The 23908-nt window shown below is 68.2% G+C and carries 24 protein-coding genes; 8 read left to right on the top strand and 16 right to left on the bottom strand.

All coding sequences use genetic code 11. The annotated features are described in order from the left end of the window. Positions 1–2: 2 nt before the first annotated feature. Both EV647_RS25625 and EV647_RS25620 read right to left on the bottom strand, forming a co-directional pair. Positions 3–1310 carry an MFS transporter gene (locus EV647_RS25625; RefSeq protein WP_134007059.1) on the bottom strand — a complete coding sequence of 436 codons (1308 nt, stop codon included), beginning with the start codon at positions 1308–1310 and terminating at the stop codon, positions 3–5. Between the two features lie 16 nt (positions 1311–1326). Further along, positions 1327–2064 carry a 3-hydroxybutyrate dehydrogenase gene (locus EV647_RS25620; RefSeq protein ID WP_134007057.1) on the bottom strand — a complete coding sequence of 246 codons (738 nt, stop codon included), beginning with the start codon at positions 2062–2064 and terminating at the stop codon, positions 1327–1329. A gap of 146 nt (positions 2065–2210) precedes the next feature. On the opposite strand from EV647_RS25620, the gene EV647_RS25615 reads away from it, so the two are divergent. Beyond that, complete coding sequence (locus EV647_RS25615; protein ID WP_134007055.1) at positions 2211–4463, top strand: FdhF/YdeP family oxidoreductase; 2253 nt, start codon at positions 2211–2213, stop codon at positions 4461–4463. 5 nt (positions 4464–4468) lie between these two features. Here EV647_RS25615 and EV647_RS25610 read toward each other — a convergent pair whose 3' ends face one another. Together EV647_RS25610 and EV647_RS25605 are read right to left on the bottom strand one after the other, a co-directional pair. Next, positions 4469–4732, bottom strand: coding sequence for a hypothetical protein (locus EV647_RS25610; RefSeq protein WP_134007053.1), 264 nt, complete (start codon positions 4730–4732; stop codon positions 4469–4471). 36 nt (positions 4733–4768) lie between these two features. Beyond that, positions 4769–5938 carry an MFS transporter gene (locus tag EV647_RS25605; RefSeq protein ID WP_134007051.1) on the bottom strand — a complete coding sequence of 390 codons (1170 nt, stop codon included), beginning with the start codon at positions 5936–5938 and terminating at the stop codon, positions 4769–4771. 62 nt (positions 5939–6000) lie between these two features. On the opposite strand from EV647_RS25605, the gene EV647_RS25600 reads away from it, so the two are divergent. Further along, on the top strand, positions 6001–6594 hold the full coding sequence (locus EV647_RS25600; RefSeq protein ID WP_134007049.1) for a CGNR zinc finger domain-containing protein: 594 nt from the start codon (positions 6001–6003) through the stop codon (positions 6592–6594). Positions 6595–6715: 121 nt separating this feature from the next. Here EV647_RS25600 and EV647_RS25595 read toward each other — a convergent pair whose 3' ends face one another. The 4 genes from EV647_RS25595 to EV647_RS25580 all read right to left on the bottom strand — a co-directional run bounded on the left by EV647_RS25595 (position 6716) and on the right by EV647_RS25580 (position 10663). Continuing rightward, positions 6716–7258, bottom strand: coding sequence for a uridine kinase (locus EV647_RS25595; RefSeq protein ID WP_134007047.1), 543 nt, complete (start codon positions 7256–7258; stop codon positions 6716–6718). Positions 7259–7292: 34 nt separating this feature from the next. Next, positions 7293–7598, bottom strand: coding sequence for a hypothetical protein (locus EV647_RS25590; RefSeq protein WP_134007045.1), 306 nt, complete (start codon positions 7596–7598; stop codon positions 7293–7295). A 145-nt stretch (positions 7599–7743) separates the two neighbouring features. After that, positions 7744–9939, bottom strand: a complete 2196-nt coding sequence (locus tag EV647_RS25585) for an MMPL family transporter (RefSeq protein WP_134007043.1) — start codon at positions 9937–9939, stop codon at positions 7744–7746. Positions 9940–10126: 187 nt separating this feature from the next. Further along, the gene (locus tag EV647_RS25580; protein ID WP_134007041.1) at positions 10127–10663 is read right to left on the bottom strand and encodes a M48 family metallopeptidase; all 537 of its coding nucleotides are present in this window, start codon (positions 10661–10663) and stop codon (positions 10127–10129) included. 523 nt (positions 10664–11186) lie between these two features. Between EV647_RS25580 and EV647_RS42175 the strand changes: the two genes are divergently transcribed. Together EV647_RS42175 and EV647_RS25575 are read left to right on the top strand one after the other, a co-directional pair. Further along, complete coding sequence (locus tag EV647_RS42175; protein ID WP_012922897.1) at positions 11187–11345, top strand: DUF5679 domain-containing protein; 159 nt, start codon at positions 11187–11189, stop codon at positions 11343–11345. Positions 11346–11499: 154 nt separating this feature from the next. Then, positions 11500–12813 carry an AarF/ABC1/UbiB kinase family protein gene (locus tag EV647_RS25575; protein WP_134007039.1) on the top strand — a complete coding sequence of 438 codons (1314 nt, stop codon included), beginning with the start codon at positions 11500–11502 and terminating at the stop codon, positions 12811–12813. Here EV647_RS25575 and EV647_RS25570 read toward each other — a convergent pair. Beyond that, positions 12800–14272 (bottom strand): MFS transporter, encoded by a 1473-nt coding sequence (locus tag EV647_RS25570; protein WP_134007038.1) that lies wholly within the window; start codon positions 14270–14272, stop codon positions 12800–12802. The genes EV647_RS25575 and EV647_RS25570 overlap by 14 nt on opposite strands. A 95-nt stretch (positions 14273–14367) precedes the next feature. On the opposite strand from EV647_RS25570, the gene EV647_RS25565 reads away from it, so the two are divergent. Then, the gene (locus EV647_RS25565) at positions 14368–15159 is read left to right on the top strand and encodes a DUF899 domain-containing protein (protein WP_134007036.1); all 792 of its coding nucleotides are present in this window, start codon (positions 14368–14370) and stop codon (positions 15157–15159) included. 1 nt (position 15160) lies between these two features. Here the strand turns inward: EV647_RS25565 and EV647_RS42170 are convergent, their stop codons facing one another. After that, positions 15161–15334, bottom strand: coding sequence for a hypothetical protein (locus tag EV647_RS42170; protein ID WP_166680432.1), 174 nt, complete (start codon positions 15332–15334; stop codon positions 15161–15163). A 46-nt stretch (positions 15335–15380) separates the two neighbouring features. Next, positions 15381–16169 (bottom strand): alpha/beta fold hydrolase, encoded by a 789-nt coding sequence (locus EV647_RS25560; protein ID WP_134007034.1) that lies wholly within the window; start codon positions 16167–16169, stop codon positions 15381–15383. Between the two features lie 49 nt (positions 16170–16218). Between EV647_RS25560 and EV647_RS25555 the strand changes: the two genes are divergently transcribed. Beyond that, on the top strand, positions 16219–16746 hold the full coding sequence (locus tag EV647_RS25555; RefSeq protein ID WP_134007032.1) for an NUDIX hydrolase: 528 nt from the start codon (positions 16219–16221) through the stop codon (positions 16744–16746). 66 nt (positions 16747–16812) lie between these two features. On the opposite strand, the gene EV647_RS25550 is transcribed toward EV647_RS25555, so the two are convergent. From EV647_RS25550 to EV647_RS25535, 4 genes are all read right to left on the bottom strand, one after another. After that, a complete protein-coding gene (locus EV647_RS25550; protein ID WP_238150791.1) occupies positions 16813–16953 on the bottom strand; it encodes a hypothetical protein in 141 nt (46 codons plus the stop codon). 108 nt (positions 16954–17061) lie between these two features. Next, positions 17062–17349 carry a WhiB family transcriptional regulator gene (locus tag EV647_RS25545; protein ID WP_131285495.1) on the bottom strand — a complete coding sequence of 96 codons (288 nt, stop codon included), beginning with the start codon at positions 17347–17349 and terminating at the stop codon, positions 17062–17064. Positions 17350–17498: 149 nt separating this feature from the next. Then, positions 17499–17696, bottom strand: a complete 198-nt coding sequence (locus EV647_RS25540; RefSeq protein ID WP_131467411.1) for a hypothetical protein — start codon at positions 17694–17696, stop codon at positions 17499–17501. Between the two features lie 362 nt (positions 17697–18058). Further along, positions 18059–20185 (bottom strand): ATP-dependent DNA helicase UvrD2, encoded by a 2127-nt coding sequence (locus EV647_RS25535; RefSeq protein ID WP_134007030.1) that lies wholly within the window; start codon positions 20183–20185, stop codon positions 18059–18061. Positions 20186–20285: 100 nt separating this feature from the next. On the opposite strand from EV647_RS25535, the gene EV647_RS25530 reads away from it, so the two are divergent. After that, positions 20286–20525 carry a mycoredoxin gene (locus EV647_RS25530; RefSeq protein ID WP_131285498.1) on the top strand — a complete coding sequence of 80 codons (240 nt, stop codon included), beginning with the start codon at positions 20286–20288 and terminating at the stop codon, positions 20523–20525. A gap of 92 nt (positions 20526–20617) precedes the next feature. Continuing rightward, the gene (locus tag EV647_RS25525) at positions 20618–22975 is read left to right on the top strand and encodes a hypothetical protein (protein ID WP_238177386.1); all 2358 of its coding nucleotides are present in this window, start codon (positions 20618–20620) and stop codon (positions 22973–22975) included. Here EV647_RS25525 and nudC read toward each other — a convergent pair whose 3' ends face one another. Continuing rightward, positions 22976–23899: an NAD(+) diphosphatase gene (gene nudC / locus EV647_RS25520; protein ID WP_238175548.1), complete on the bottom strand. Its 924-nt coding sequence runs from the start codon at positions 23897–23899 to the stop codon at positions 22976–22978. It lies immediately after the preceding gene. Positions 23900–23908 lie beyond the last annotated feature (9 nt).

Here is a 23908-nt window from a genome sequence, read left to right as displayed (position 1 = left end):
TTCTACAGAGTAGTGAGGTCCCGACGATGTGTTTCGGAGTACGACGTCACTGCGACGATGGAGATGACCGCGCAGGCCGCGACGTACACAGCGATCGCGTACCCGGAGTCGTACGCCTTCAGCAGGGCTACTGCGATGAACGGCGCCAGACCGCCCGCGACGATCGATGCGAGCTGGTAGCCGACCGACACTCCGGAGTACCGCACCCGCGTCCCGAACAGCTCGGTGAAGAACGACGCCTGCGGTCCGTACATGGCACCGTGCAGCACCAGACCGACTGTCACAGCGAGCGTCGCGAGGGCGAAGTTGCGAGTGTCCACCAGCGCGATGAACAGGAACGCCCAGATGCCGACACCGACCGCGCCGATGAGGTACACCGGCTTGCGGCCGATGCGGTCCGACAGCGCGCCCCAGAGCGGAATGGCGAAGAAGTGCACGGCCGCGGCGATCAGTACGGCGTTCAGGGCGAACGACTTGCCCATGCCGAGGTGTTCCTTCGCGTACGTCGCGATCACGATGGTGAAGATGTAGTAGCTGACGTTCTCCGCCATCCGCGCACCCATCGCGGTCAGCACCTCACGTGGGTACCGGGTGATCACCTCGAGAATCGGCAGCCTTTCCGCCGGCTCCTCCTGCGAGCGAGCGCGCGCCTCCTGGAAGACAGGTGACTCCTCGATGCGCAGCCGCACCCACAGCCCCACCAGCACGAGGACCGCGGACAAGAGGAACGGGATGCGCCAGCCCCACGAGTCGAAGGCCGCATCCGTCTGGAACGCAGCCAACCCGGCCAGTACGCCGTTTGCGATCAGCTGACCCGCCGGCGCACCCGCCTGCGGCCAGGACGCCCAGAAGCCACGCCGTGCCGGATCACCATGCTCCGACACGATCAGCACCGCGCCTCCCCATTCACCACCCAGCGCGAACCCCTGGATGAGCCGGAGCACCGTCAGCAAGATGGGGGCGAGCGCACCGACCTGTGCGTACGTCGGCAGCAGACCGATCGCGAACGTGGCAATGCCCATCATGAGCAGCGACAACACCAGCAACTGCTTGCGGCCCAGCCGGTCACCGAAGTGCCCGAACACCACACCGCCGATCGGACGGGCGAAGAAGCCGACCGCGAACGTGGCGAAGCTCAGCAGCGTTCCGGTGAGCTCCTCGCCTTTCGGGAAGAACAGGTCGCCGAACACCACCGATGCGGCGACCCCGTACAGGAAGAAGTCGTACCACTCGACCGTCGTTCCGACGAGACTCGCGCCGACCACCCGCACGATCGACGAACGGGTGCGCACTGGTTCTGTAGCTGTCATTGGGCGGGCTCCTGAGTTAATGGGCGGTCCAGCCGCCGTCGAGTACGAACGAGCTCCCCGTGATGGAGGCGGACGCCGGGCCGCACAGCATGGCTACCAGCTCTGCCACTTCGTCCGGCTCGATCAGCCGCTTCACAGCGACCGGCTCGAGCAGGACCTTGTCCAGCACCTCTGACTCGGACAGGCCGTGTGTCGCGGCCTGGTCCGCCAGTTGCGCGGTGACCAGCGGCGTCCGGACGTACGCCGGGTTCACACAGTTGCTGGTCACACCGTGCGCAGCACCTTCCAGAGCGACGACCTTGCTGAGTCCCTCCAGTCCGTGCTTCGCAGCGACGTACGCCGCCTTGAACGGACTGGCACGCAGCCCGTGGACCGAGCTGATGTTCACCACCCGCCCCCAGCCGGCGCCGTACATGTGTGGGAGCGTCTGCCGGATCAGCCGGAACGGCGCCTCCAGCATCAGCCGCAGGATGTAGCTGAACCGCTCCGGCGGGAACTGCTCGACCGGTGCGACCTGCTGTACGCCGGCATTGTTCACCAGGATGTCCACGTCCGTCGGGAGGTCGGCCAGCCGCTCCAGGTCGGACAGGTCGGCCACGACTGTCTCAACGCAGTCCAGCGCGCCGAGCGTCTCCAGACCGGCCTCGTCGAAGTCGACGGCCACCACGTGGACGCCGTCCGCGGCGAGGCGCTGGGCGCACGCGGCGCCGATACCGGATGCGGCGCCGGTGACGAGGGCTCGACGGGTCTCCATGGCCGATGACTGTAGAAATCCGGACCCCGGCGCACTATGGGATGCGGCCACACAACCCGGCGCAGCCGCATAGCCCGGCGAGCCACTCATCCACAACCTTGACTATCAGGGCAGCGCGGCACGATAGCTGGACCTATTGTTGAAACATGGTCGATATCGAACAGCCGAAGCAGAAGGCCGCCGGCGTGCCCGCCGTGCTGTCGTCGTTCAAGTTCGGTCTCCGCGAGATGGGGCCGGTGCGCACCGGCCGCGCCTTCCTGAAGATGAACCAGGACCGCGGGTTCGACTGCCCCTCCTGCGCCTGGCCGGACCCGGAGCACAAGCACACCGCCGAATTCTGTGAGAACGGCGCCAAGGCGGTGGCCTGGGAGGCGACCCGCAAACGGGTGCCGCGGGAGTTCTTCGCCTCGCATTCGGTCGCGGAGATGGACCGGATCTCGGAGTTCGACCTCGGCAAGCTCGGCCGGATCACCGAACCGATGCTGCTGCGGGCCGGCGCCACCCACTACGAGCCGGTCGGCTGGGACGAGGCGTTCCAGGTCGTCGCCCGGCACCTGAAGGCCCTCGCCGACCCCAACGACGCCGTCTTCTACACCTCCGGCCGGACCAGCAACGAGGCCGCATTCCTGTACCAGCTGTTCGTCCGCGCCTACGGCACCAACAACCTCCCCGACTGCTCGAACATGTGCCACGAGTCGTCCGGTACGGCGCTGTTGCGGGTGATCGGCAGCGGCAAGGGCGCGGTCACGCTGGAGATGCTCGAAGAGTCCGAGCTGATCGTCGTCGTCGGGCAGAACCCGGGCACCAACGCGCCGCGGATGCTCACCCACCTCGAGACCGCCAAGCGCAACGGCGCCTCGATCGTCGCGGTGAACCCGCTGCCCGAGCCCGGCCTGATGACCTTCATGAACCCGCAGAAGCCGCGCGGTCTGGTCGGCAAGGGCACGCAGCTCGCCGACCAGCACCTACGGATCCGGATCGGCGGCGACCAGGGCCTGTTCCTTGCCCTCGGCCACCTTCTGCTCGAGGCCGAGGCGGCGAAGCCGGGCACCGTGCTGGACAAGTCGTTCATCGAGTCGCACACCAGTGGCTTCGAGCTGTACGCCAAGCACAACGCCGAGCTCGACTGGCCCGCGGTCGAGCAGGCCACCGGGCTGCGGCGGGCCGAGATCGAGGAGCTGGCGCAGCGCTTCATCCGGTCCAAGGCGACCGTGGTGTGCTGGGCGATGGGGCTGACACAGCACCGCGAGGCGGTCGCGACGATCACCGAGATCGTCAACGTGCTGCTCCTGCAGGGCAACATCGGCAAGCCGGGCGCGGGCCCGTGCCCGGTGCGCGGCCACTCGAACGTCCAGGGCGACCGCAGTATGGGGATCTGGGAGAAGATGCCGGACGCCTTCCTGGACCGGCTCGATCACGAGTTCTCGTTCACCTCCCCGCGTGAGCACGGCATCGACGCCGCCGCGACCGTGAAGCGGCTGCGCGACGGCGACGTACGGGTGTTCTTCGCGATGGGTGGCAACTTCGCGTCCGCTACTCCGGACACCGAGGTCGTGCATCGCGGGCTCCGGCAGTGCGACCTGACCGTGCACGTCTCCACCAAGCTGAACCGGTCGCACACCGTCACCGGCCGCGAGGCGCTGATCCTGCCGACACTCGGCCGGACCGACCACGACCACACCGCGGCGGGTCCGCAATCGGTGTCCGTCGAGGACTCGCAAGGCGCCGTACACCTGTCGAAGGGCAACCTCGTCCCGCCTGCACCGGAGCTGAAGTCCGAGATCGGGATCGTGTGCGGGCTGGCGCAGGCCGTCGTACCGGATGTCGGGCAGATTCCGTGGGCCGACTTCGCCGATGACTACAGCCTGATCCGGCAGCGGATCGCGCGGGTCGCGGACGGATACGAGAACTATGAGCAGCGGCTGCGGGACGGTGACGGCAGATTCCTGCTGGCGCACGCGGCGCGGGACAAGCGCGTGTTCAAGACGTCCGACGCGCGAGCGCAGTTCACCGCGAACGAGCTGACCTGGTTGCCGACGGAGCCTGGCCGGCTGCTGCTGCAGACGTTGCGCAGCCACGACCAGTTCAACACCACGATCTACGGCCTCGAGGACCGGTACCGCGGCGTCAACGGAACGCGCGAGGTCGTCTTCGTGCATCCGGACGACCTGGCCGAGCTCGGCCTGCAGGACGGCGGGTACGTCGACATTGTGAGCGAGTTCCAGGGCGTCGAAAGACGGGCCCTGCACTTCCGGCTGGTCTCGTACCCGACGGCCCGTGGCTGTGTGGCGGCGTACTACCCCGAGACCAACGTCCTGATGTCGGCCGACGACCTCGCAAAGGGCAGCAACACCCCAGTCGCCAAGGGCCTCACAGTCAGGCTCGAGCCGCGTAGCTGAGGGCGTCAGCCCAACCAGGAGCCGATACCGTCCCATGCGTACTCGAGTTCACGGGCGGCGCCAGGATCCGGCAGCCGGGATGCGACCTGGGCGAGCGCTGCACGCATCCCCTGGACCCCGCCGTGGGTGTCCAGCTGACCGCCGAGCTCGCGGGCACGGGCCTCACCGGGGCCACCGTCGAGGTACTTCCCGGCCTTGCCGATCTCCGTCAGTTCCTGAATGACGGCCTCCACGTCCAGGTCACCCGTCGGTTGCGATGCCTCGGTCACCATTCCTCCGATCCGGATCGAGCTGCCAAGCATCCGTCAATCGGCAACGGAGCGCAACCTCCGCCTGACCCACGGTTGAAGAGCTGCGAGCACGACGGCGACGCCGGCGGTCGTGAGCCAGAGACCTGCTGGGCCTGCGGCCTTGAGGAGTTGGGTGACGGTGATTGGCGCGATCGTGGTGGCGATGCCCCAGCTCAGGCCGAAGACCGCGAGGTAGCGGCCTCGCGCCTCGTCGGGCGCGAGGCCGGACGCCTGAGTGAGGTAGCGGGTCAGCAGGAACAGTTCGCCGAGGCTCCACAGGACCGACGCGAGCAGGAACACGCTGAGGTTGTGAGCGACCGCGCTGACCACCAGACCGGCAGCGACGAGTAGGTAGCCGATCGCGATGGCCTGGAAGTCGTCAAGGTGCTGCACGCGGAGCACACGTTGGGCGACGATCAGGGTGATCGCGGACACGGCGAGGATGATGCCGGTGCCCGACTTCGGGAGTCCTTGCTCGAGCAGCGTCAGCGGTACGCCGATGACGAGCTGCATGTAGATCGTCGCGAACACCGTGCCGCCCGCGAGGAGCAGTAGCAGTCGCCGGTCTCGCCAGACTGCCGCGGGGCGATCCGTCGGGCGTTCCCGGCGTACGTCGGCCGGAAGCGCAAGCGCGACCAGTGCGGCGCAGGACAGACACGTGATCGCGTCGGCGACGAAGAGCCAGCGGAGATCGACATTGCTGATCGCAGCCGCGAGCAGGCCGGCCAGGACACCCGCCGCGGCAAGTGCGGCGCTGTAAAGACCGTACGCCGCCGGGCGATCGTCCGGCTCGGTGACGTCGGCGATCATCGCTTGGCTGGGCGGCTCGTAGATCTCGAACACGAGGCCGAGCAGGATCGTCGCGAGTACGGCGGACCACAACGAGTGGCTGAGCGCGATCCACAACTGGGCGATCGCACAACCTGCCAGACCGAGCACGATCGTACGGCGGCGACCGAGGCGATCGGCCAACTGACCGCCGAGCAGCCGGGACGGGATCGTCGCGGCACCGAAGACCGCGAGGATCAGGCCGACCTGTCCGAGCGAAGCCTTGAACTCGACCGCGAGCACCACGCCGAGGAACGGAAGCGTGAACGCGCCGATCCGATTCACGGCGCGGGCGATGACCAGAATCCACACCGCCCTGGAGAGCCCGCGCGCCGTCGTGGTGGAAACAGCACTCATCACAACTCCATGACTGTCTAAACGGATATGATCGGTCACGCGAGAGCCTACGGAGAGGGACCATGACCGGTCAAGTGTCTTTTGATAGTCACGCGCGGAGTGTGCTGGCAGCATCGGTCGAGTACGTGAACCGGCTGACCCCCGGGTACGCCGGCGGCGTCGCGTACGCCGCGCCCGCCGACGACCCCGAGTCCGTCACCTCGGCGGTCGCCGACGCGCTGACCGCGATCGGCCATCCGCCGAAGTCGGTTCCGGTGGACGACGCACGGCGCCTCGTGGCCTTGGCTCGACGCATGCGCATCGTGTTCGAGTCCGCAGCCGCCGACGACCTCGACGCCGCCGCGGCGGAGATCAACCAACTCCTCCTCGACACCAACGCGCGCCCCCAGCTCGACCGCGGCCGCGACCGCCCCTGGAGCCTCCACTTCCACGGCCCCGACGAGCAACTGGCCAACGGCTGGGCAGCCGGCTGCGCCGCAGGCCTCGCCCTGGCCGTCGGCAGCGACCTGGCCGGCCGCCTAGGCGTCTGCGCAGCCTCCCAATGCGACCGCGTCTTCGTAGACGTATCGAAGAACGGCCAACGCCGCTTCTGCTCCCCCCAATGCCAAAGCCGAGTCAAAGCCGCCGCCCACCGAGCCCGCCAGGCCACCACCTAACCGAACTGGGGATAGGCAATGGCTACCTGGGACAGGCCATTGCGTGTCCCCAGTCCCCGGCGGGTATCCCGAGTCCAAGCCGAGTCAGCGCGTCTCCAGCTCCAGCACTCGCCGAGAAGAGTCAGCGGCGGGTGACGGTCGGGCTGGCCGGGTCCTCGTTGTTCACGATCAGTTGCGCGCGTTCGGCCGGGCGGACCTGGTCGACGTAAAGCTGCTCGCCCGGGATGTATCTGGTGCGGTAACGCTCCTCGGCGGCCGCCAACGAGTCCATCCAGGCCGCATCACGGGCGGCACCACGGCGGAGTACCGTCTCGAAGCTGACGGCGACGTAGATGCGCAGATCCCAGAACGTGTCCAGCTCCGATCGTTGCAGGAAAGCACCGTCAGCAACCAGGATCGCGTCCTTCGCAGCTGTCTGAACTGGCGAGTCGAGCACAGTCCGGGCAGAGCTATCACGAAGGCCGGCTGTGTATCGCCGATCCCCACCTGGCCCCAGCGGCCGCAGCAGCTTCTCGCGGATCGCGTCGTAGTCGTACATCTCGAAGTAGTAGCTCTCCGCCGAATCAATCGGGTACGCCGTCCGCAACTCAGGCGCCCGCTTGAAGTAGTCGAGCCCGGCCCGAACAACCTCCCGCCCACTCCGCCCCCGCAGCACCTCCGCCAACTCATCAGCCAGCGTCGTCTTCCCATCGGAACGGTCAGTCGCCGAGGAAGCGCAGTTCCGCCGCGGTGCCGCGGTCGCCTGTTTCGCACAGCTCGGTGAGTCTTTCCAGGAAGGGACGAACACTCTCCGGAGCGTGGGACATGAACCGCCGGACGTCGGCCGCCAGCGCGCCTAGCTCCTCGCGCTCGAACAGCACGTCCCCGTAGGCGTCCACCCGGCCGAGCATCGGAAACTCAGCTTCCCTGTCGTCAGCTGCGAGGGCGGCCTCGATGTCGTCCCACCACTGCTCAGCCCCATCGACCACGCGACCGTCGATCCACAACTCGATCCTGACAGCCATCGCGATCAACTCCGTTCTCCAGCCAAGTCGCCCAGAACGTCCAGCAGTTGACCGCCGCGTTCGGTGCTCAGGGGAGACATTAGACGTACAGACGCGGCCCACCCGGATTCAGAATCCAGGTGGGCCGCGGCGGTCCGATCGGCCGTCAGCCGACCGGGGTCAGTTCGCGTTCTTCTTCCGGGGTTGGGGTGGCGTGCTTGGCGGTGTTGCCGCGGAGCCACCTGGGGGCCCACCAGTTGGCGTCGCCGAGGAGGGTCATGATGCTGGGGAGGACGACGGCGCGGATGATCGTTGCGTCGATCAGGATTGCGACCGCGAGGCCGACGCCCAACTGCTTCATGTCCAGCGTGCTCAGGGTCGCGAAGACCGCGAACACGCCGATCATCACGGCCGCCGCGCTGGTCACCACGCCGGCCGAGCCGGTGATGCCGTCGGCCACCGCTTGCTTCGTCGGCACACCGCGCAGTACTGCCTCGCGGATCCGGCTGACCACGAACACGTGGTAGTCCATCGACAGCCCGAACAGCACCACGAAGAGGAACAACGGCAGCCAGCTGACCACTGCGCCGTTCGACCGGAAGTCCAGCAGTCCTTCGGCCCACGTGTTCTGGAAGACCGCGGTGACGACGCCGTACGCCGCGCCCGCGCTCAGCAGGTTGAGCCCGATCGCCGTGATCGCGACGACCACCGACCGGAACGTCACCATCATCACGATCATCGTCAGCAGCAGCACGAACCCGATCACCAGCGGCAGTTTGTCCCGCGTGTGTGCCGCGTAGTCCACGTCCGCGGCCACGAACCCACCGACCGCGTACTCGACTCCCGGCACCTTGCCGACCGTCTCCGGCATCAGTTCCTTGCGCAGCTTGGTCAGCGAGTCCCGCGCCTGGTCGCTACCGCCCTCGTACGGCGTGGCGACCTCGAGCGTCGCGACCGTGCCGTCCTTGGAGAACCGCGGTTCCTCGAGACCGTCCGACGCGAAGAGGTTGTCGCCCTTGGTCTTCTGCATCAGCTCGGCCAACGCGGCCTTCACCGCAGGCTGCTGGTTCGCAGGCGCCCGTACGGCGACCTCGTGGCTGGTACCCGTACTCGGGAAGGCCGCGGTCAGCCGGTCGTACGCCTTCATCACCGCGGTGTCACGCGGCAGATCCTCGGTGCCCGGGAACTTCAGCGTCATCCCCAGCGCCGGCGACGCGACCGCGAGCAGTGCGGTGACGGCGACGAGCAGAGTGGCGACCGGGTGCTTCAGGGCCGGCTTGAGGACCGTCGGCCAGAACCGCGGCTCCTTGTTACCGGACGTCAGCCGCCAGACGAGCGGGATCCGCGGCTTGTCCACCCAGCGCCCGAGCTTCGCCAGTACGGCGGGAAGCACGGTGAGCGAACCGACGACAGCCACCGCGACCACGAGGATCGAGCCGACCGCGAAGGACGAGAAGACGGCATCGCGAGCGAGGAACAGTCCCGCCATCGAAATGATGACCGCCGTACCGGACACGACGACTGCGTGGCCCGAGGTCGCCGCGGCGATCTCGACCGCGTCGACGTGACCGCGGCCCTTGGCGCGCTCCTCACGTTCGCGGCGTAGGTAGAAGAGCGAGTAGTCGACGCCGACCGCCATACCGATCAGCAGGATCACGCTGTTGACCGCGTCCACAGCCGGCACCAACTGCGAAGCCGCAGCCGACAGGCCGATCGCGGCAGCCACCGCGGACAGCGCGAGCACCAGCGGGACGGACGCGGCGATCAGCGCACCGAAGGCGATCAAGAGGATCGCGAGCGTCACCGGCAGGCTGAACATCTCCGCCCGTTTGAAGTCCTTGCCCAGCGTCTCGTTGAGCGCCTTGCCGATCGACAGTCCACCGACCTCTTCGATCCGCAGGTCCGGGTACTGCTGCTGGACCTTGGCGGTCGTGTCGAGCAACGGCTGGACCCTGGCATCGTCGTCCGAGCCCTCCGGCACGTCCTTCATCGTCACCCGGACGATCACCGCGTCGTTCTTCGGCGACGGCATAGGCTGACCGACCTCCGCGACCCCACCGAGGGCGCGCATCTGCTGGATCACCACTGCCGCGGCCTTGTTCGCCGCCGTGTGGTCGAGCTGTCCGGACGGCGCCGTGATCAGCACGCTCTCGACGTCCGGGTCGTCGAAGTTGCCGGACTTGACGATGTTGTCCGCCCGGGTCACCTCACCGATGTCACCCTCGTTCTTCGACTCCTTCGTCCCGGTCACCTGCCCGAGCGCGAAACAGGCGATCACGACGACAACCCACATCGCGATCGCCCGCCACGGATGGCTGGCGCTCCAGCGCGCTGCCCGGACCGTGATCTGTCCCCTGGCCATACGTTCCCTGCCCCTCTGCGCACCCACCGGCGCCCCACCCAGCGCTCCTTGGCGTGGCGCTGGCTACGGGAAGAAGCCTGGCTGCCGCGACCCGGTCGCGGCCATGCAGGAAGCCCCCCAGGTCACCCTGAGGCAAACCCCACCCCACCCTTTCCCGTACGCCGTACGCACCCCGGGTGATCGGACCTCAGAAGTCTTCGAGGTCGAGCGACGAGGCCGCGGAGACGCCCTCGAGGTAGCCCTCGGCGCGTTCGGCTTTCGGGTAGCGGTGGACGAGGGCCCAGAAGGCGGCGTTGTGGGCCGGCTCGATCAGGTGGGCGAGCTCGTGGACCAGGACGTAGTCGACGACCCAGGCCGGCATCGACTGCAGACGGGTCGACAACCGGATCGATCGGTCCGCCGGGGTGCACGATCCCCACCGTCTGTTTTGGTTCGAAACCCACCTCACCGACGCAGGTTCGGGCACTTCCGGGAGGTGGCGACACGCGAGTTCGTGTGCTCTGGCCAACAATTTTTCGTCCGACACGCGCGATCGGCTGCGCTGCTTCTCGAGTCGCGCCAGCATGGTCTCGACCCAGCGCGCCTCCTCGGCGGCGGACAGCCGGTCGGGCATCAGCACGACCACCCGGTCGCCGTCCCGGTATGCGCTGACCGTGCGCTTACGGCGCTTGCTGCGACGGATGTCCACGTGAGGCGGGATCGGGCGCAGTGGAGAGTCGGCCATGGCTCAAAAATGTACCCCCCGAATCCGACAACTTTCTTCGGTCCACATCCTGTGCATCGACGTTTCCGCAGGTCAGACGCCAGATCTTGAACCTGCCGACCCTGGTTGTTCACATCCTGTTCCCCCGCTCGTCCACAGTGTCCGGCGGCGCGTCCCACAGGTTGCTCACAGAGTTATCCACAGGGGTGGACAACCCGGGCTTGCCACCGCCGCCGGTACCTCCTAGCGTCATCGGCAACAGGCTCCCGGACCGCTACCGGGGCCGCTCGGAGGGGAAGCCGAGTGGTCACGGAGGCGGATCACCGGGAGCCTGTTCCGCGTCGGCGAAAGTTTCGGTAAGGGCTTTCCTCGGGGGAATCACGCGGCACGCGGACCGGCAGGTGCGCTTGAGCCTGCGCCAGGAGGCCGTAGGGTGAATCCCGACTGGGCCGAACGGCCTACGGCAGGACGGTCTGCCGTTAGCATCCAACGACTGCCCGGGGCGAGACCCCGGGCTGGAATTCAGAGCAAGGAGAGGGCCCTCATGGCAGAGACCTGGAGCGGCGAGTTTTACTGCGTCAAGTGCAAGGCCAAGCGCACCGCCGACGGCGAGGTCAAGGTCAACGACAAGGGCACGCGCATGGCCAAGGCCAAGTGCCCCGAGTGCGGTACGAACCTGAACCGGATCCTCGGCAAGGCCTGACGCACCAGCACCAAGTCGTAGAGGCGGTGTCCGGCACGTTGCGCGTGCCGGGCACCGCCTCTCGTCGTACCCGGGCAAGCGACACGGCGACACACGGCGACACACTTGGGGCCCCACCGCAGCCGGGGCTTGGGCGACCGGACAGAATGGAGGAGTGTCGGACCTTCCTCGTAAGGCGCTGAGCCGGACCGCGAAACTTGCCAGCCTGCCGCTCGGTGCCGCCGGGCGGGCGACGGTCGGCCTGGGCAAGCGCATCGGCGGCGCGCCCGCGGAGGCCGTGTACGCCGAGTTCCAGCGCCGTACGGCGGACCAGTTGTTCGCCGTCCTGGGTGAGCTCAAGGGCGGCGCGATGAAGTTCGGGCAGATGCTCAGCCTGATGGAGTCCGCGATGCCTGAGGAGCTCGCGGCGCCGTACCGGGCGACCCTGACCAAGCTGCAGGACTCCGCCCCGCCGATGCCGGCCTCCACCGTGGACACGATCCTCAGCCGTGAGCTCGGCAAGCGCTGGCGGGACCGGTTCGAGGAGTTCGGCGACGTGCCCGCGGCCGCGGCGTCGATCGGCCAGGTGCACCGCGGACGGCTGAAGGACGGCCGTGAGGTCGCGGTCAAGCTGCAGTACCCGGGCGCCGCCGAAGCGCTCCGCTCGGACCTGCGTCAGCTCGGCCGGGTCGCGCGGACCATCGGCTCGTTGGTCCCTGGCCTGGAGGTGAAGCCGCTCATCGCCGAGCTCCAGGAGCGGATCGGCGAGGAGCTCGACTACGACCGCGAGGCGCAGGCCCAGCAGCAGTACGCCGACGCGTTCAAGGACCACCCGGAGTTCGTGGTCCCGCGGGTGATCAAGCACTCCCCCGCGGCGATCGTGTCCGAGTGGATCGAGGGCCGGCCGCTGTCGTCGTACATCACCGACGGCACCAAACAGGAGCGGGACGCGATCGGGCTGAAGTACGTCCGGTTCATGTTCAGCGGGCCGAAGTACGCCGGTCTGCTGCACTCCGACCCGCACCCGGGCAACTTCCGGGTGATGCCGGACGGGCGGCTCGGCGTGGTCGACTTCGGCCTCTGCGCGCGGCTCCCGGACGGTCTGCCGCCGGCGATCGGGCGGCTGCTGCGGATCTCGCTGAAGGGCGACGGCGTGGCGGTCCGGGACGGGCTCAAGGCCGAGGGCTTCATCAAGCCGCGGATGGAGATCGACCCGGATCAGCTGATGGACTACCTCGCGCCGTTCGCGGAGCCGGCCCGCGAAGACCGCTTCCAGTTCAGCCGGGACTGGATGCGTGCGCAGGCGAACCGGACCAGCGACTTCCGGTCCCCCAACGCGTCCCTCGCCCTCCGCCTCAACATGCCGCCGTCGTACCTGCTGATCCACCGCGTCTGGATCGGCGGCATGGCCGTCCTGTCCCAGCTCGAGGCCGAGGCCCCGTTCCGCTCGGTCCTGGAGGAGCTCCTGCCCGGCTTCAACGACGACTGAGCGCGGGCAGGGCGCGGAGGGTGACCGCCAGCAGGATCGCCATCCCGGCCAGGGCGACGGCAGTGATCCCGGCAGCCACGTGCAGTCCGGAGGTGAAGGCGTCCCGGGCCTGATCGAGTACGTCGGCCGACGCGCCCTGGCTGACCGCCTCTCCCAGCGAGTTGCCGCTACGACCATCCGTCCGGCTGCGGTAGACCGCGGTGACCACGCTGCCGAGGACGGCGATGCCGAGGGAGTACCCGAACTCGTTGCCGGTCTGGGTCAGCGCACCGGCCGAGCCGGCCTTCTCCGGCGGAACCGAGCCGATGACCAGGTTCGTCCCCAGGATGACCAGCGCGCCCGGCCCGAGGCACTGCACCGCGAAGGCGACGACCAGCACCGTGGTGGAGGTGGTCAGGCTGACCACAGCCATACCGGCCACCGTGAACGCGACACCGGCCGGGATCAGGATGCCCGGGCGGATCCGCTGCGCCAGCCGCGGCGCGAGCTGGAAGCCGATCGTCGACGTGATCATGCCCGGGACCAGCGCCAGGCCGGCGTCGAGCGGGCTCATCCCCTTGACCAGCTGGAAGTACTGCGCGACGAAGACCATCACGCCGCCGGACAGCATCGAGTACGCCGTCATACTGCCGAGCGTCACGCTGAACGTCCGCCGCGCGAACAGCCGCACGTCGACCAGCGGGTCGTCCAGCCGCCGCTGACGCCGTACGAAGATCCAGCCGAACGTGCCACCGATCAGCAGGGCCCCGATGGACTGGGCACCGGCGCCGTGCGAGGCGAGGTGCTTCAGCCCGTGGATCGCCGGCAGGATCGCCGCCAGCGACAGCACGACACTCGGTACGTCGATCCGCCCGGCCTTCTCGTTCCGGTACTCCGGGAGGATGAACGGCCCGACCGCGAGCAGAACCACCATCGCCGGGACGCCGATCAGGAAGGCGGAGCCCCACCAGAAGTGGTTGAGCAGCACTCCGCCGACGATCGGTCCGACGATTGCACCGACGGTGAAGCAGCCGCCCCAGACGCCGAGCGCGGTGGCCCGCTGCCGCTCGTCCGGGAACAGCGTGGAAATCAGCGACAACGTGCACGGCGCGATCGCTGCTCCGGCGATGCCCAGCACCGCGCGGGCGCCGATGAGCATGCCGGGGTTGACCGAGTACGCCGCCACGATCGAGGCGACCCCGAACACGGCAGCGGCGATCAGCAGCAGCCGACGGCGACCGAGGCGATCGCCCAGGCTGCCCATCGTGATCATCAGGCCGGCCACCATGAACCCGTACACGTCCAGGATCCACAGCTGCTGGCTACTGGTGGCGCCGAGCGCGTCGGTGACGGCCGGCACGGCCAGCAGCATCACGAACAGGTCCAGGGACACGAGCAGGGACGCGAGGCACAGCACGCCGAGCGCGATCCACTGCCGCTTGCCGGTGGACACGGGGTCCGCCACGAGGCTGAGGGTCATGATCCGGGTCCTTTCACAGAAGTGTTGTCACTCACTGCGTCGGACGGCATATTGCGAGATCGACAGCGGGGTACTGAATCTTCCAGGAGGTCGGGATGACAACGATGGATAACCTGCCTGAGGTCGTGTCGCCGGAAGAGTGGCTCACGGCGCGTCTGGAGCTGCTGAGGCTGGAGAAGGAGGTGACGCGCGCACGCGACCGCCTGAATGCCGAGCGCCGGCGGCTGCCGATGGTCCGGATGGACAAGCCCTACGTCTTCGAAGGCCCGGACGGTGAGGTCGGGCTGCTGGACCTGTTCGACGGACGGGACCAGCTGGTGATGCACCACTTCATGTTCGGCCCGGACTGGGACGAGGGCTGTCCGAGTTGCTCGTCCGCCGCCGACGAGATCGGCAACCTCCGCCAGTTGTACGTACGCAACACGTCACTGGTCGCCGTGTCGCGGGCGCCGTACCCGAAGATCGCCGCGTTCAAGGAGCGGCTGGGGTGGACGTTTCCCTGGTACTCGTCGTACGGGAGCGACTTCAACTACGACTTCCATGCCACGCTCGACGACCGGGTCGCGCCGGTGCTGCTGCATTTCCGCACCCAGGAGCAGCTGGCGAACGAGAAGGGGACGCCGTGGTCGGACGGCCCCTGGACCCCTGACATGAACGGCGAGGAGCTGCCGGGTATCAGCGCGTTCGTCCGGGTCGGCGACGAGGTGTTCCACACCTACTCGACCTTCGGCCGGGGCATCGAAGACTTCCACAACTGCTACCGGTACCTCGACCTGACCGTCCTCGGCCGGCAGGAGGCCTGGGAGGAGCCGAAGGGGCGGGCCGAGCCGCTCGGTCTCCACGTCGGCGGACCCGCGATGCGCGTCCCCGACCGGTACGACGTGTGAATCACCAGTAGACCGAGTCGAGCTTTCCCTCGATGCTGCGGACGTTCTCCCGGGCACACCGGTCGCAGTACAGCAGCTTGCGACCGTCCTCGATCGAGGTCATCCAGGTCAGCGGCACGTCCTCAGACGGCGCCTGCTGACCACACAACGCACAGGTAGCTTTCATCACGGGCATCAGTGTGCACCTCCGCCTCACCGGTACCCCGACCGGGCTGACTTGCTCAGTCCCCGAGGAACCGTCGTACGGCGGCGTTGAACGCGTCAGGTGCCTCGAGGTTGTTGTAGTGACCCACGCCGGGCAACAGCACGAGCTCCGCACCCGGTATGGCCGCGTGCAGCGTCCGCGCGACGGTTCCGACCGGCGCACGCTGGTCGCACTCACCCCACAACAGCAGCGTGGGGACCTCGATCGTGGGCAACACCGCGCTCAGATCCGCCTCGGCGAACGCTGTCAGCATCGGCAGCATCCCCGCTGGACGGCTCTCGGCCATCATCGTCCGATTCAGCTCCAGCACCTCGGCCGGCACCGGACCGGCGAAGAAGCTCGGCAGGTACCCGTCGATCCAGTCCCCCGGCGGTCGTTCGGCCTCCGCGCGCGCCCGCAGTACTCGCGCCTCGACCTCTGCTGCCGGCAACGAGCCCTTCCAACCGGCATAGGCCCCTGCCAGCACCAGTGACCGCACCAGCTCCGGGTGGCGTTGCCAGACAGCAATGGCTAGGCCGCCGCCCCAGGACAGACCGCACAGATGCGCCGGGCCGATGTCCAGGGCTGCGACGAGCTCGGCCAGCTCATCGGCGTAGTCGGACATCGTCATCGGGCCCGCGGGGTCCTCCGATCCGCCGCAGCCCGGTGCATCCCAGGCGATCAGGTCGAAGCTGTCGGCGAGCCCCGTCAGCTGGGGGCGCCACGCCCGGCCGTCGCTCCAGCCGCCGTGCAGCAGTACGAGCGGCTCCCCGGAGCCGGCTCGGTAGTAGGCGATCCGCCGGCCGGCGATCTCGACGAGCTCCATGGTCGGAGCCTCCCCGACCGGGCCCCGTGCCCGGCCTATGCTCCTCAGCATGCGCTGGGTGATCCATGGTGAGGAAGAGGCCTGGTCCAATCCGTGGCTGAGCGTACGGCGGTTGGACGTCGAGCAGCCTGACGGTGAGCGGTTCGACTACCACGCGGTGCGCCTGAAGCACATCGCCGCTGCGGTCGTCACCCGGGACGACTGCGTGCTGCTGATGTGGCGGCACCGGTTCCTGACCGATACCTGGGCGTGGGAGATCCCGATGGGGATCATCGAGGCCGGGGAGACTCCGGAGGTTGCCGCGGCGCGGGAGCTCGAGGAGGAGACCGGGTGGCGGGCGGACGGGCTCACCGAGCTCATCCGCTCGGAGCCGGCCGCCGGGATCATGGACTCGCTGCATTTCGTGTACCGAGCGACGAGTGCGCAGTACGCCGGGCCGCCGACCGAGCTGAACGAGTCGGACCGGATCGAGTGGATCCCGCTCGCTGACATCCCCGGAATGATCGCCCGGCACGAGATCGTCAGCGGCATCACCCTGCTCGGCCTGCAGCAGTTACTGCTCTCCGAACGTGGCTGAGAGGCGGCACCCCCTTTGGGTGCCGCCTCTCAGTGATTCAGCTGGTCAGGCTGTGGTTCTGGTGGATCAGACGAGGCGGGCGAGTGCGAGGCGCGCGCGTGCGCTGGCCCTCTCAGCTCGCCGGCCTGCCCGCTCGGCCTGCTTCTGCGCCTTCTCGATCTGGTGAGCGAGGCGGAAGCGCCGGTTCTGCTCTGCGTCCTTCAGCAAGCTACGACAGTGCGCGCGGGCGAGATCTTCATGAAGTAAATGCATTTCGGTGCTCCTGGTGAAAGTCTGAGTGGTCACGTTGACTCGATTCGGATGGGTTGTAGTCGTTCAGGCGGCGGTTACGGTGTCACTCTTGCGGGGACGCCCACGGGGCCGCTTGCGCGGAACCACCACACCTTGGACGAACAGCTCGCCACCCCACACTCCCCACGGCTCGGAACGCTCGAGCGCTCCGGCCAGGCACTCGGCCTTCAGCGGGCAGGTCGTGCAGAGAGACTTCGCGTACTCGACATCCGCCGGCGATTCGGCGAAGAAGAGTTCTGGCGCGTAGGACCGACAGGGCAGGTCCTGCGACGTTGCGACCTCGGTGAAGACATCGAGGAAGCTCACGCTCATTCCGGTCACCTCCCAGTGACTTTTGGTTGCTGATCTCTTGTCGTCGGTGACGGCTGCCGGGTGACGGCCGCCAAATCTTGGGGACAAACAAAAGGGCCGCGGGACCCTAGGTGGGTTCCGCGGCCTGGAGGTGCCGGCTCTGACGTCTGTCAGACCGGTGGACTCCATGCTCGAGAACCCGAACCGCCGTACTTCACATCGCCGACAGCTCCGCCCTTGAACTGGGCAGCGCCGGAGGCCATGAGCACAACGGTCGCGACGTGCAGGCGCGGCGAGGCACCCTGAATCGGGGCGCACGGCAGCGCGGCAGCGTCGCTGAACGGCTTCTTGACCGTGTTGGTGATCATTTCCAGGGCACCTCCTCTCGTTGTGGCGAAGCGGGCGGTTAGCTCGATCGCTATGGTGGTTTGAAGTTTTCGGCCAGGCTTCGACCGCAGAAAGAACAGTACGCCGTCCGCGCCGGAGCCCGCAAACTATTTATTGCCAGTTTGCGAAGTTGGCCGGAAGTTGCCGCTGCGGCGGCACGATCTCATTGCCGACGCAGCGATCAGGTGGTCTTCCGGCACGCTCCGGGACGCCATCCGCACGCTCCGGGATCGTTGCCTCTGTCACCTAACTGCCACGTCTGCCGGGAGCAGAACGCGGCACGTCCTCCAGGATGCGCCGCGAATCTCGTGCCTGGCAACAGGTTTGCCCGAAAGGGCACGGGTCAGCGTGTGCAGAGGTTGAGGATGTGCTCGCCGTACTTGGTCAGCTTGGTGTGACCGATGCCCGGGATCTGCCGGAGCGCCTGGGCGTCGCTGGGCTTGGTCTCGGCGATCGCGGTCAGCGTCGCGTCGGTGAGGATCACGAACGCCGGCATCTTCTCGGACTCCGCCTGCTCGGCACGCCACTCGATCAACGCGTCGTACAGCTTCTGGTCGATCGAGGACGGGCAGTCCTCGCAGCGGCCGAGCTTGCGGGCGCCCGGGTCGGTCAGGCTGCGGCCGCAGACCCGGCACTTGGGGATCGGCCGCCCAGACTTCTCGGAGCGCTCGGAGCGGGACGGGCGCTCCCAGCCGACGGACGACGACGGGGTCCACTCGGAACGCGCCGTACGGACGCCGATCGGGTCCAGGAAGCGGGTCGGCCCCCGCGTACCCCGGCCGCCTGGCGAGCGGGAGGTGGACCAGCTGATGAACAGCTGCTGCTTGGCCCGCGTCACGCCGACATAGAACAGCCGCCGCTCCTCCTCCACCTGTGCCGGCGTCTGGGCGTAGCTGATCGGCAGCGTCCCCTCGTGTGCCCCGACGATGAAGACGGACTCCCACTCCAGGCCCTTGGCCGCGTGCAGCGTCGCCAGCGTGACGCCTTCCGCCAGCGGCGCGTGCTGGATCGTCGCTCGCCGGTCCAGCTCCGCCATCAGCTCCGGTAACCGGGCCTCCGGATGCTCCGCCGCGAAGTCGGCCGTCATCGTCACCAGCGCGCTCAGCGACTCCCAGCGGTCCCGCACCGCGCCGGTCCCAGTCGGCGGCTCCTGCGTCCACCCGGCACCACCCAGCACGCTGGTCACCGTGGTCACCAGGTCGTCCCCGGCTTGACCGGCCTTGGCCTGCCCGCGCAGCAGTACGGCGGCCTGCCGGATCTCCGCGCGCTCGAAGAACCGCTCCGCGCCCTTCAGCACGGTCGGGATCTTCCGCTCGGCCAGCGCCTGCTCGAAGTTCTCCGACTGCGCGTTGGTCCGGAACAGTACGGCGATGTCCCGCAGCGCGACGCCCTCGTCCTTGAGCCGTACGACGGCCCGCGCCACCGCATCCGCCTCCGCGACCTCGTCGGAGTACTCGCGGTAGACCGGAACCGGACCGGCCTCCTTCTGCGACCGCAGCGTGACCCGCCCCGGCAGCCCGGTCGGACCGGCCGCGTCGAGGATCTTGTTCGCCACGTCGACGATCTGCGGCGTCGACCGGTAGTCGCGGACCAGCTTGATCACGGTCGCCGACGGATGCCGGGAGGCGAACCGCACCAGGTTCTCCGGGTCGGCGCCCGCCCACGAGTAGATCGTCTGCGCCGGGTCGCCGACCACGCAGACGTCCTCGCGACCGCCGAGCCACAGGTCGAGCAGGCTCTGCTGCAGCGGCGAGACGTCCTGGTACTCGTCCACGACGAACGTGCGGTACTGCCGCCGGATCTCCGCCGCCACCCGCTCGTCCTCCGCGAGCAGCGCGACCGTGCAGAGCAGCACGTCCTCCAGGTCGATCCGCCCGCGCTCCAGCTTCACATCTTCGTACGCCGCGAAGATCCGGGCGATCGTCGCCGGGTCGAAGGCCGCCAGCGCCCGCGCCGACTTGGGCGCCAGCCGCGCGTAGTCGTCCGGCCGGACGTTGCTCACCTTGGCCCACTCGACCTCACCGGCCAGGTCGCGCAGCGCGGGCGTGTCCACCCGGACGCGGCAGCGGGACGCGGCCTCGGTCAGCAGCGGGAACTTGCGGTCCACGATCGGCGGCAGCTCCCCGCCGTACACCTTGGGCCAGAAGAACCGGGCCTGCCGGAGCGCGGCGGAGTGGAACGTGCGGGCCTGCACGCCCTGGACGCCGAGCTGCGCGAGCCGGCCGCGCATCTCCCCCGCGGCCCGCTGGGTGAACGTCACCGCGAGCACGCGGACCGGGTCGAACGTCCCGGTGCGCACGCCGTACGCGATCCGGTGGGTGATCGCCCGCGTCTTCCCGGTCCCCGCGCCCGCCAGCACCGCGACGGCGCCGTGCAACGTGGTCGCGACGGCACGCTGCTCCGGGTCGAGAGCCTCCAGAAGGCTCTCGGCAGAGGCAGATCGTGTGAAGTCGCTCACGGGCTGGGACATGCGGGAACAGCACCACCTGCATCATGGTTCGGATACGTCGAGGGCAACCCTAGACGGGCGGCCCGACAAAACCCCTCCCCACTCCACAAGGAGTCCGCCGATGTCGGCATTCACGATGTACTCAACGCCTTGGTGCGGCTACTGCCACCGGCTCAAGGGCCAGCTCAAGCGGGCCGGTATCGAGTTCACCGAGATCGACATCGAGCAGGTCCCGGAGGCCGCCAAGATCGTCGAGAAGGTCAACAACGGCAACCAGACGGTGCCGACCGTGGTCTTCCCCGACGGCACCGCGATGACGAACCCGTCACTCGCCCAGGTCGCGGAGAAACTCGTCGCCTGACAAACCCGACTCAGGTCATAGCGCCTGAGTTATGGACTTTACGGTCATGACCGTTATACCTTGCGGTGAACTACGCCGCAGGGAGTCCGCCCATGTTCTCTCGCCGTCAATTCCGGTATGCCCTAGTCACGTTCGCGGCCGCGCTCGGCCTGCTCGCGACGGGTGGCCTGCAGGCCACCGCGGGCCCGCCCGGGGATCTGCCGGATCCGTTTCCATCCGAGAACTGGCCGCTCGGCACCCCGACGCGGCCGATCGCGCCGTCGGGCGATGTCATCAAGGACCTCGGCTCGCCGGTCAGCTCGCTCACGATCATGGAAGGCGCGATCGGCCACACGCCGGACGGCCGCGACGTCGTGTACGCCGTACCCGCCGGTGAAAACGCCCGTTTGAACGTCGTCGACCTGCACAGCCGCCAACTGGTCAGGACCGTGCCGCTACCCGGCGCCGCCGGCGGCTGGGCGATCGTCGTGACGCCGAACGGAGACGTCTACCTCGGCACCTATGCCAACGCGCACCTGTATCGCTACAGCCCGGCCACGGGTGAGGTGACCGACCTGGGGCAGCCCATTCCCGGCGAGTCCCAGATCTACGGCCTCACCTCCGACCAGGCCGGCAACGTGTACGCCGGGACGTACCCGACCGCCCACGCGTTCAAGTACGACGCGACGACCGGACAGGTCACCGACTACGGCTCACTCGACCCGGTGCAGCAGTACGCGCGGTCCACGGTCTACGACCCCGACCACAACAAGCTGTTCGTCGGCGTCTCCACTCCGAACGCAAGGCTGCTCCGCATCGACGTGGACACCAAAGCGGTCGAGGACATCACTCCCCCTGGTACGACGGCGAAGGACTTCATCGACCTGGACTACGCCGGCGGCAAGGTCTTCGCAAACGCGAGCAGCCGCCTGGTAGTGGTCGACGCGGTGACCGGCGAGCAGGTCAAGTACACCGACAGCACCACAGGCCAGCTGGTGATGGACTACCCGATCGCTGCGCGCGGTGTCTCCGCAGCCGGGCCAGGTGGCGTTTACTTCACCAACAACACTCTGTCCCTCACGCACTACGACCTGGACACCAACACGGTCGGTCCGGTCTCGCCGCCGCGCACACTGACCCGTGGTGCGTCCATCGGCTACGGCTGGGTGACTGAGAACGGCGTACCGGTGCTGTACGGCCTGGCCGGTAACTACTCCGGTGGAACGTTCCGCTACAACCCGGCGGACGGGACGCTCGCGCAGTGGAGCTCACCGTTCCAGTACGTGCCGTCGCCGCTCATGCACACCCTCGCCGCCCCCAGCACGGGCAAGGTGTTCGTCAACGTCTACCTGAACGGCGCCACCTCCATCTACGACCCGGCGACCGGCAAGTCCACTGTCACCACCCGGCAGGGACAGGTGGAGGGCTGGGCCTGGGACGGCACCGGCAAGATGTACGTCGGCATCTACCCGTACGGCAGGCTCTCGCTCTGGGACCCGCGGCAACCGGACAGCCCGACCAACCCGAAGGAACTGTTCAGCCTCGTCGACAGCGACCACCAGAACAGGCCCGTCGCAGTGGTCCCCGCCGGCAACCGCGTGTACGTCGGCACCACACCGGCGTACGGCGAGTACGGCGGCGCGCTGACTGTGTACGACGTACCGACCGGCGGCCACACGGTCTACCGCAACCTGGTGACCGACCAGACGATCTCCTCCATCGTTCCGTCCGGTGCTGACGTCTGGGTCGGCTCCAGCATCGAGGGTGGTCAGGGCACCGACCCAAGGGCCAGCGAGGCGCACCTGGTCAAGGTGAACCCGGCGACAGGAGAGGTGCTCACCGACGTCGTTCCGGTGTCCGGTGCGGCCAGCATCAACGAGCTGATCACGGGACCGGACGGCAACATCTGGGGTCTTGCGGACGGCATTGTGTTCGCCGTCAACCCGTCCACCGGTGAGGTGCAGCGCATGCTGCCCGTGTTCAGCGGAGCCACTGGCTCACAGGACGGCGCGCTGTCCTGGCGCGACGGCTACCTGTACGGCGTGACCGGCGGCCGGCTGTTCGTCCTGGACATCCTGAGCGGCCACACGACCGTACTGCGCGACCACGGCCTCAACCGACTCACCCAGACGCCGGACGGTACCTACTACACGCTGCTGCGTCCGGACGGTTACATCAACCCGACCAACCTGGCCTCGTACACGCCACCGGTCGACCCGTGTCCGCAGTCCGACGTCCGGCCGACGGTCTGGACCGGGAACATCGACAGCCACGTCCAGAACCGCTTCCTGACGTACGGTTGCACGCTGACCGATGTACTACCGGACGCGGAGGCGGACTGGCCGAGCCACAGCGCGTACGTCGAAGCGGTCAACCGCAAGCTCAGGCAGCTCGAGGCGGACGGCTCGGTCGAGCGCTGGGAGGGCGTCCTGATCAGGATCGCAGCGGCCCGGTCCGACGTGGGCCGGTGATCACCAGCTCCCGCTGAGGCTCTCGCCGTACCAGCCTTCGATCAGGCGGCGGGAGATCGAGATCGCCCCCGGGAGGGCCATCGTGCCGGCTTCGACCAGCGCGCGGAGGTCCTCCCGGGTGAACCACTTCGCCTCGGCGATCTCGTCCTGGTCCACGTCGATGTCGAAGTTCGTCGCCTTCGCGTAGAACCCCAGCATCAGGCTCGCGGGCAGCGGCCACGGCTGGCTGCCCGCGTACTCGATCTCCGGACCGACGATCACACCGGTCTCCTCGAGGACCTCACGCCGTACGGCGGCCTCCAGCGACTCACCTGGCTCCACGAACCCGGCCAGTGTCGAGTAGCGGCCGACGGGCCAGGCCTCGTTGCGACCGAGCAGTGCGCGGTCCTGGTCGTCGGTGACCAGAACGATGATGGCCGGGTCGCTGCGCGGGAAGTGTGACAGCCCGCACGCCGGGCAGCGCCGTACGTGTCCGGCTTCCACCACCTCGGTGTGCTCGCCGCAGTTCGCGCAGTGCGTGTGGACGCCGTGCCAGTTGGACAGCCCGATCACGTGCACGGCAAGGCCGGCCTCGCGGTCGTTCAGCAGTGCACCGAGCTCGCGGAGTCCGCCGTACGACTCGTCGGCCGCACTGTCGACCAGTACGCCGAACACCGCGCGGCCCTCCGCGGTCATCCCGGCTCCGGACTCGCGGTCGATGCCGAGGAAGACGCGGATGCCCTCCGGCGCCTCGGACGGTGCCACGAACCGCAGGGCGGAGCGGTCCTCGACCACCTGGATCTGGTCGCCGGCCACGACCACCACCTGTGTGTCCGGCGCGGCCCAGGCCTTCTCGAGCCAGTCGTCGTCACGGCGGCGGTCGGCGGCGCGGTCCAGTACGGACCGGGACAGGGCTAGCGAACCAGGTGCGATGGAGTAGGCCACGTGCCTCAA

The organism is Kribbella sp. VKM Ac-2566, from assembly GCF_004366005.1.
Classification (GTDB): domain Bacteria; phylum Actinomycetota; class Actinomycetes; order Propionibacteriales; family Kribbellaceae; genus Kribbella; species Kribbella pratensis.
Note: the sequence above shows the minus strand (reverse complement) of the source record. Positions and strands in the feature narration are given on the sequence as shown.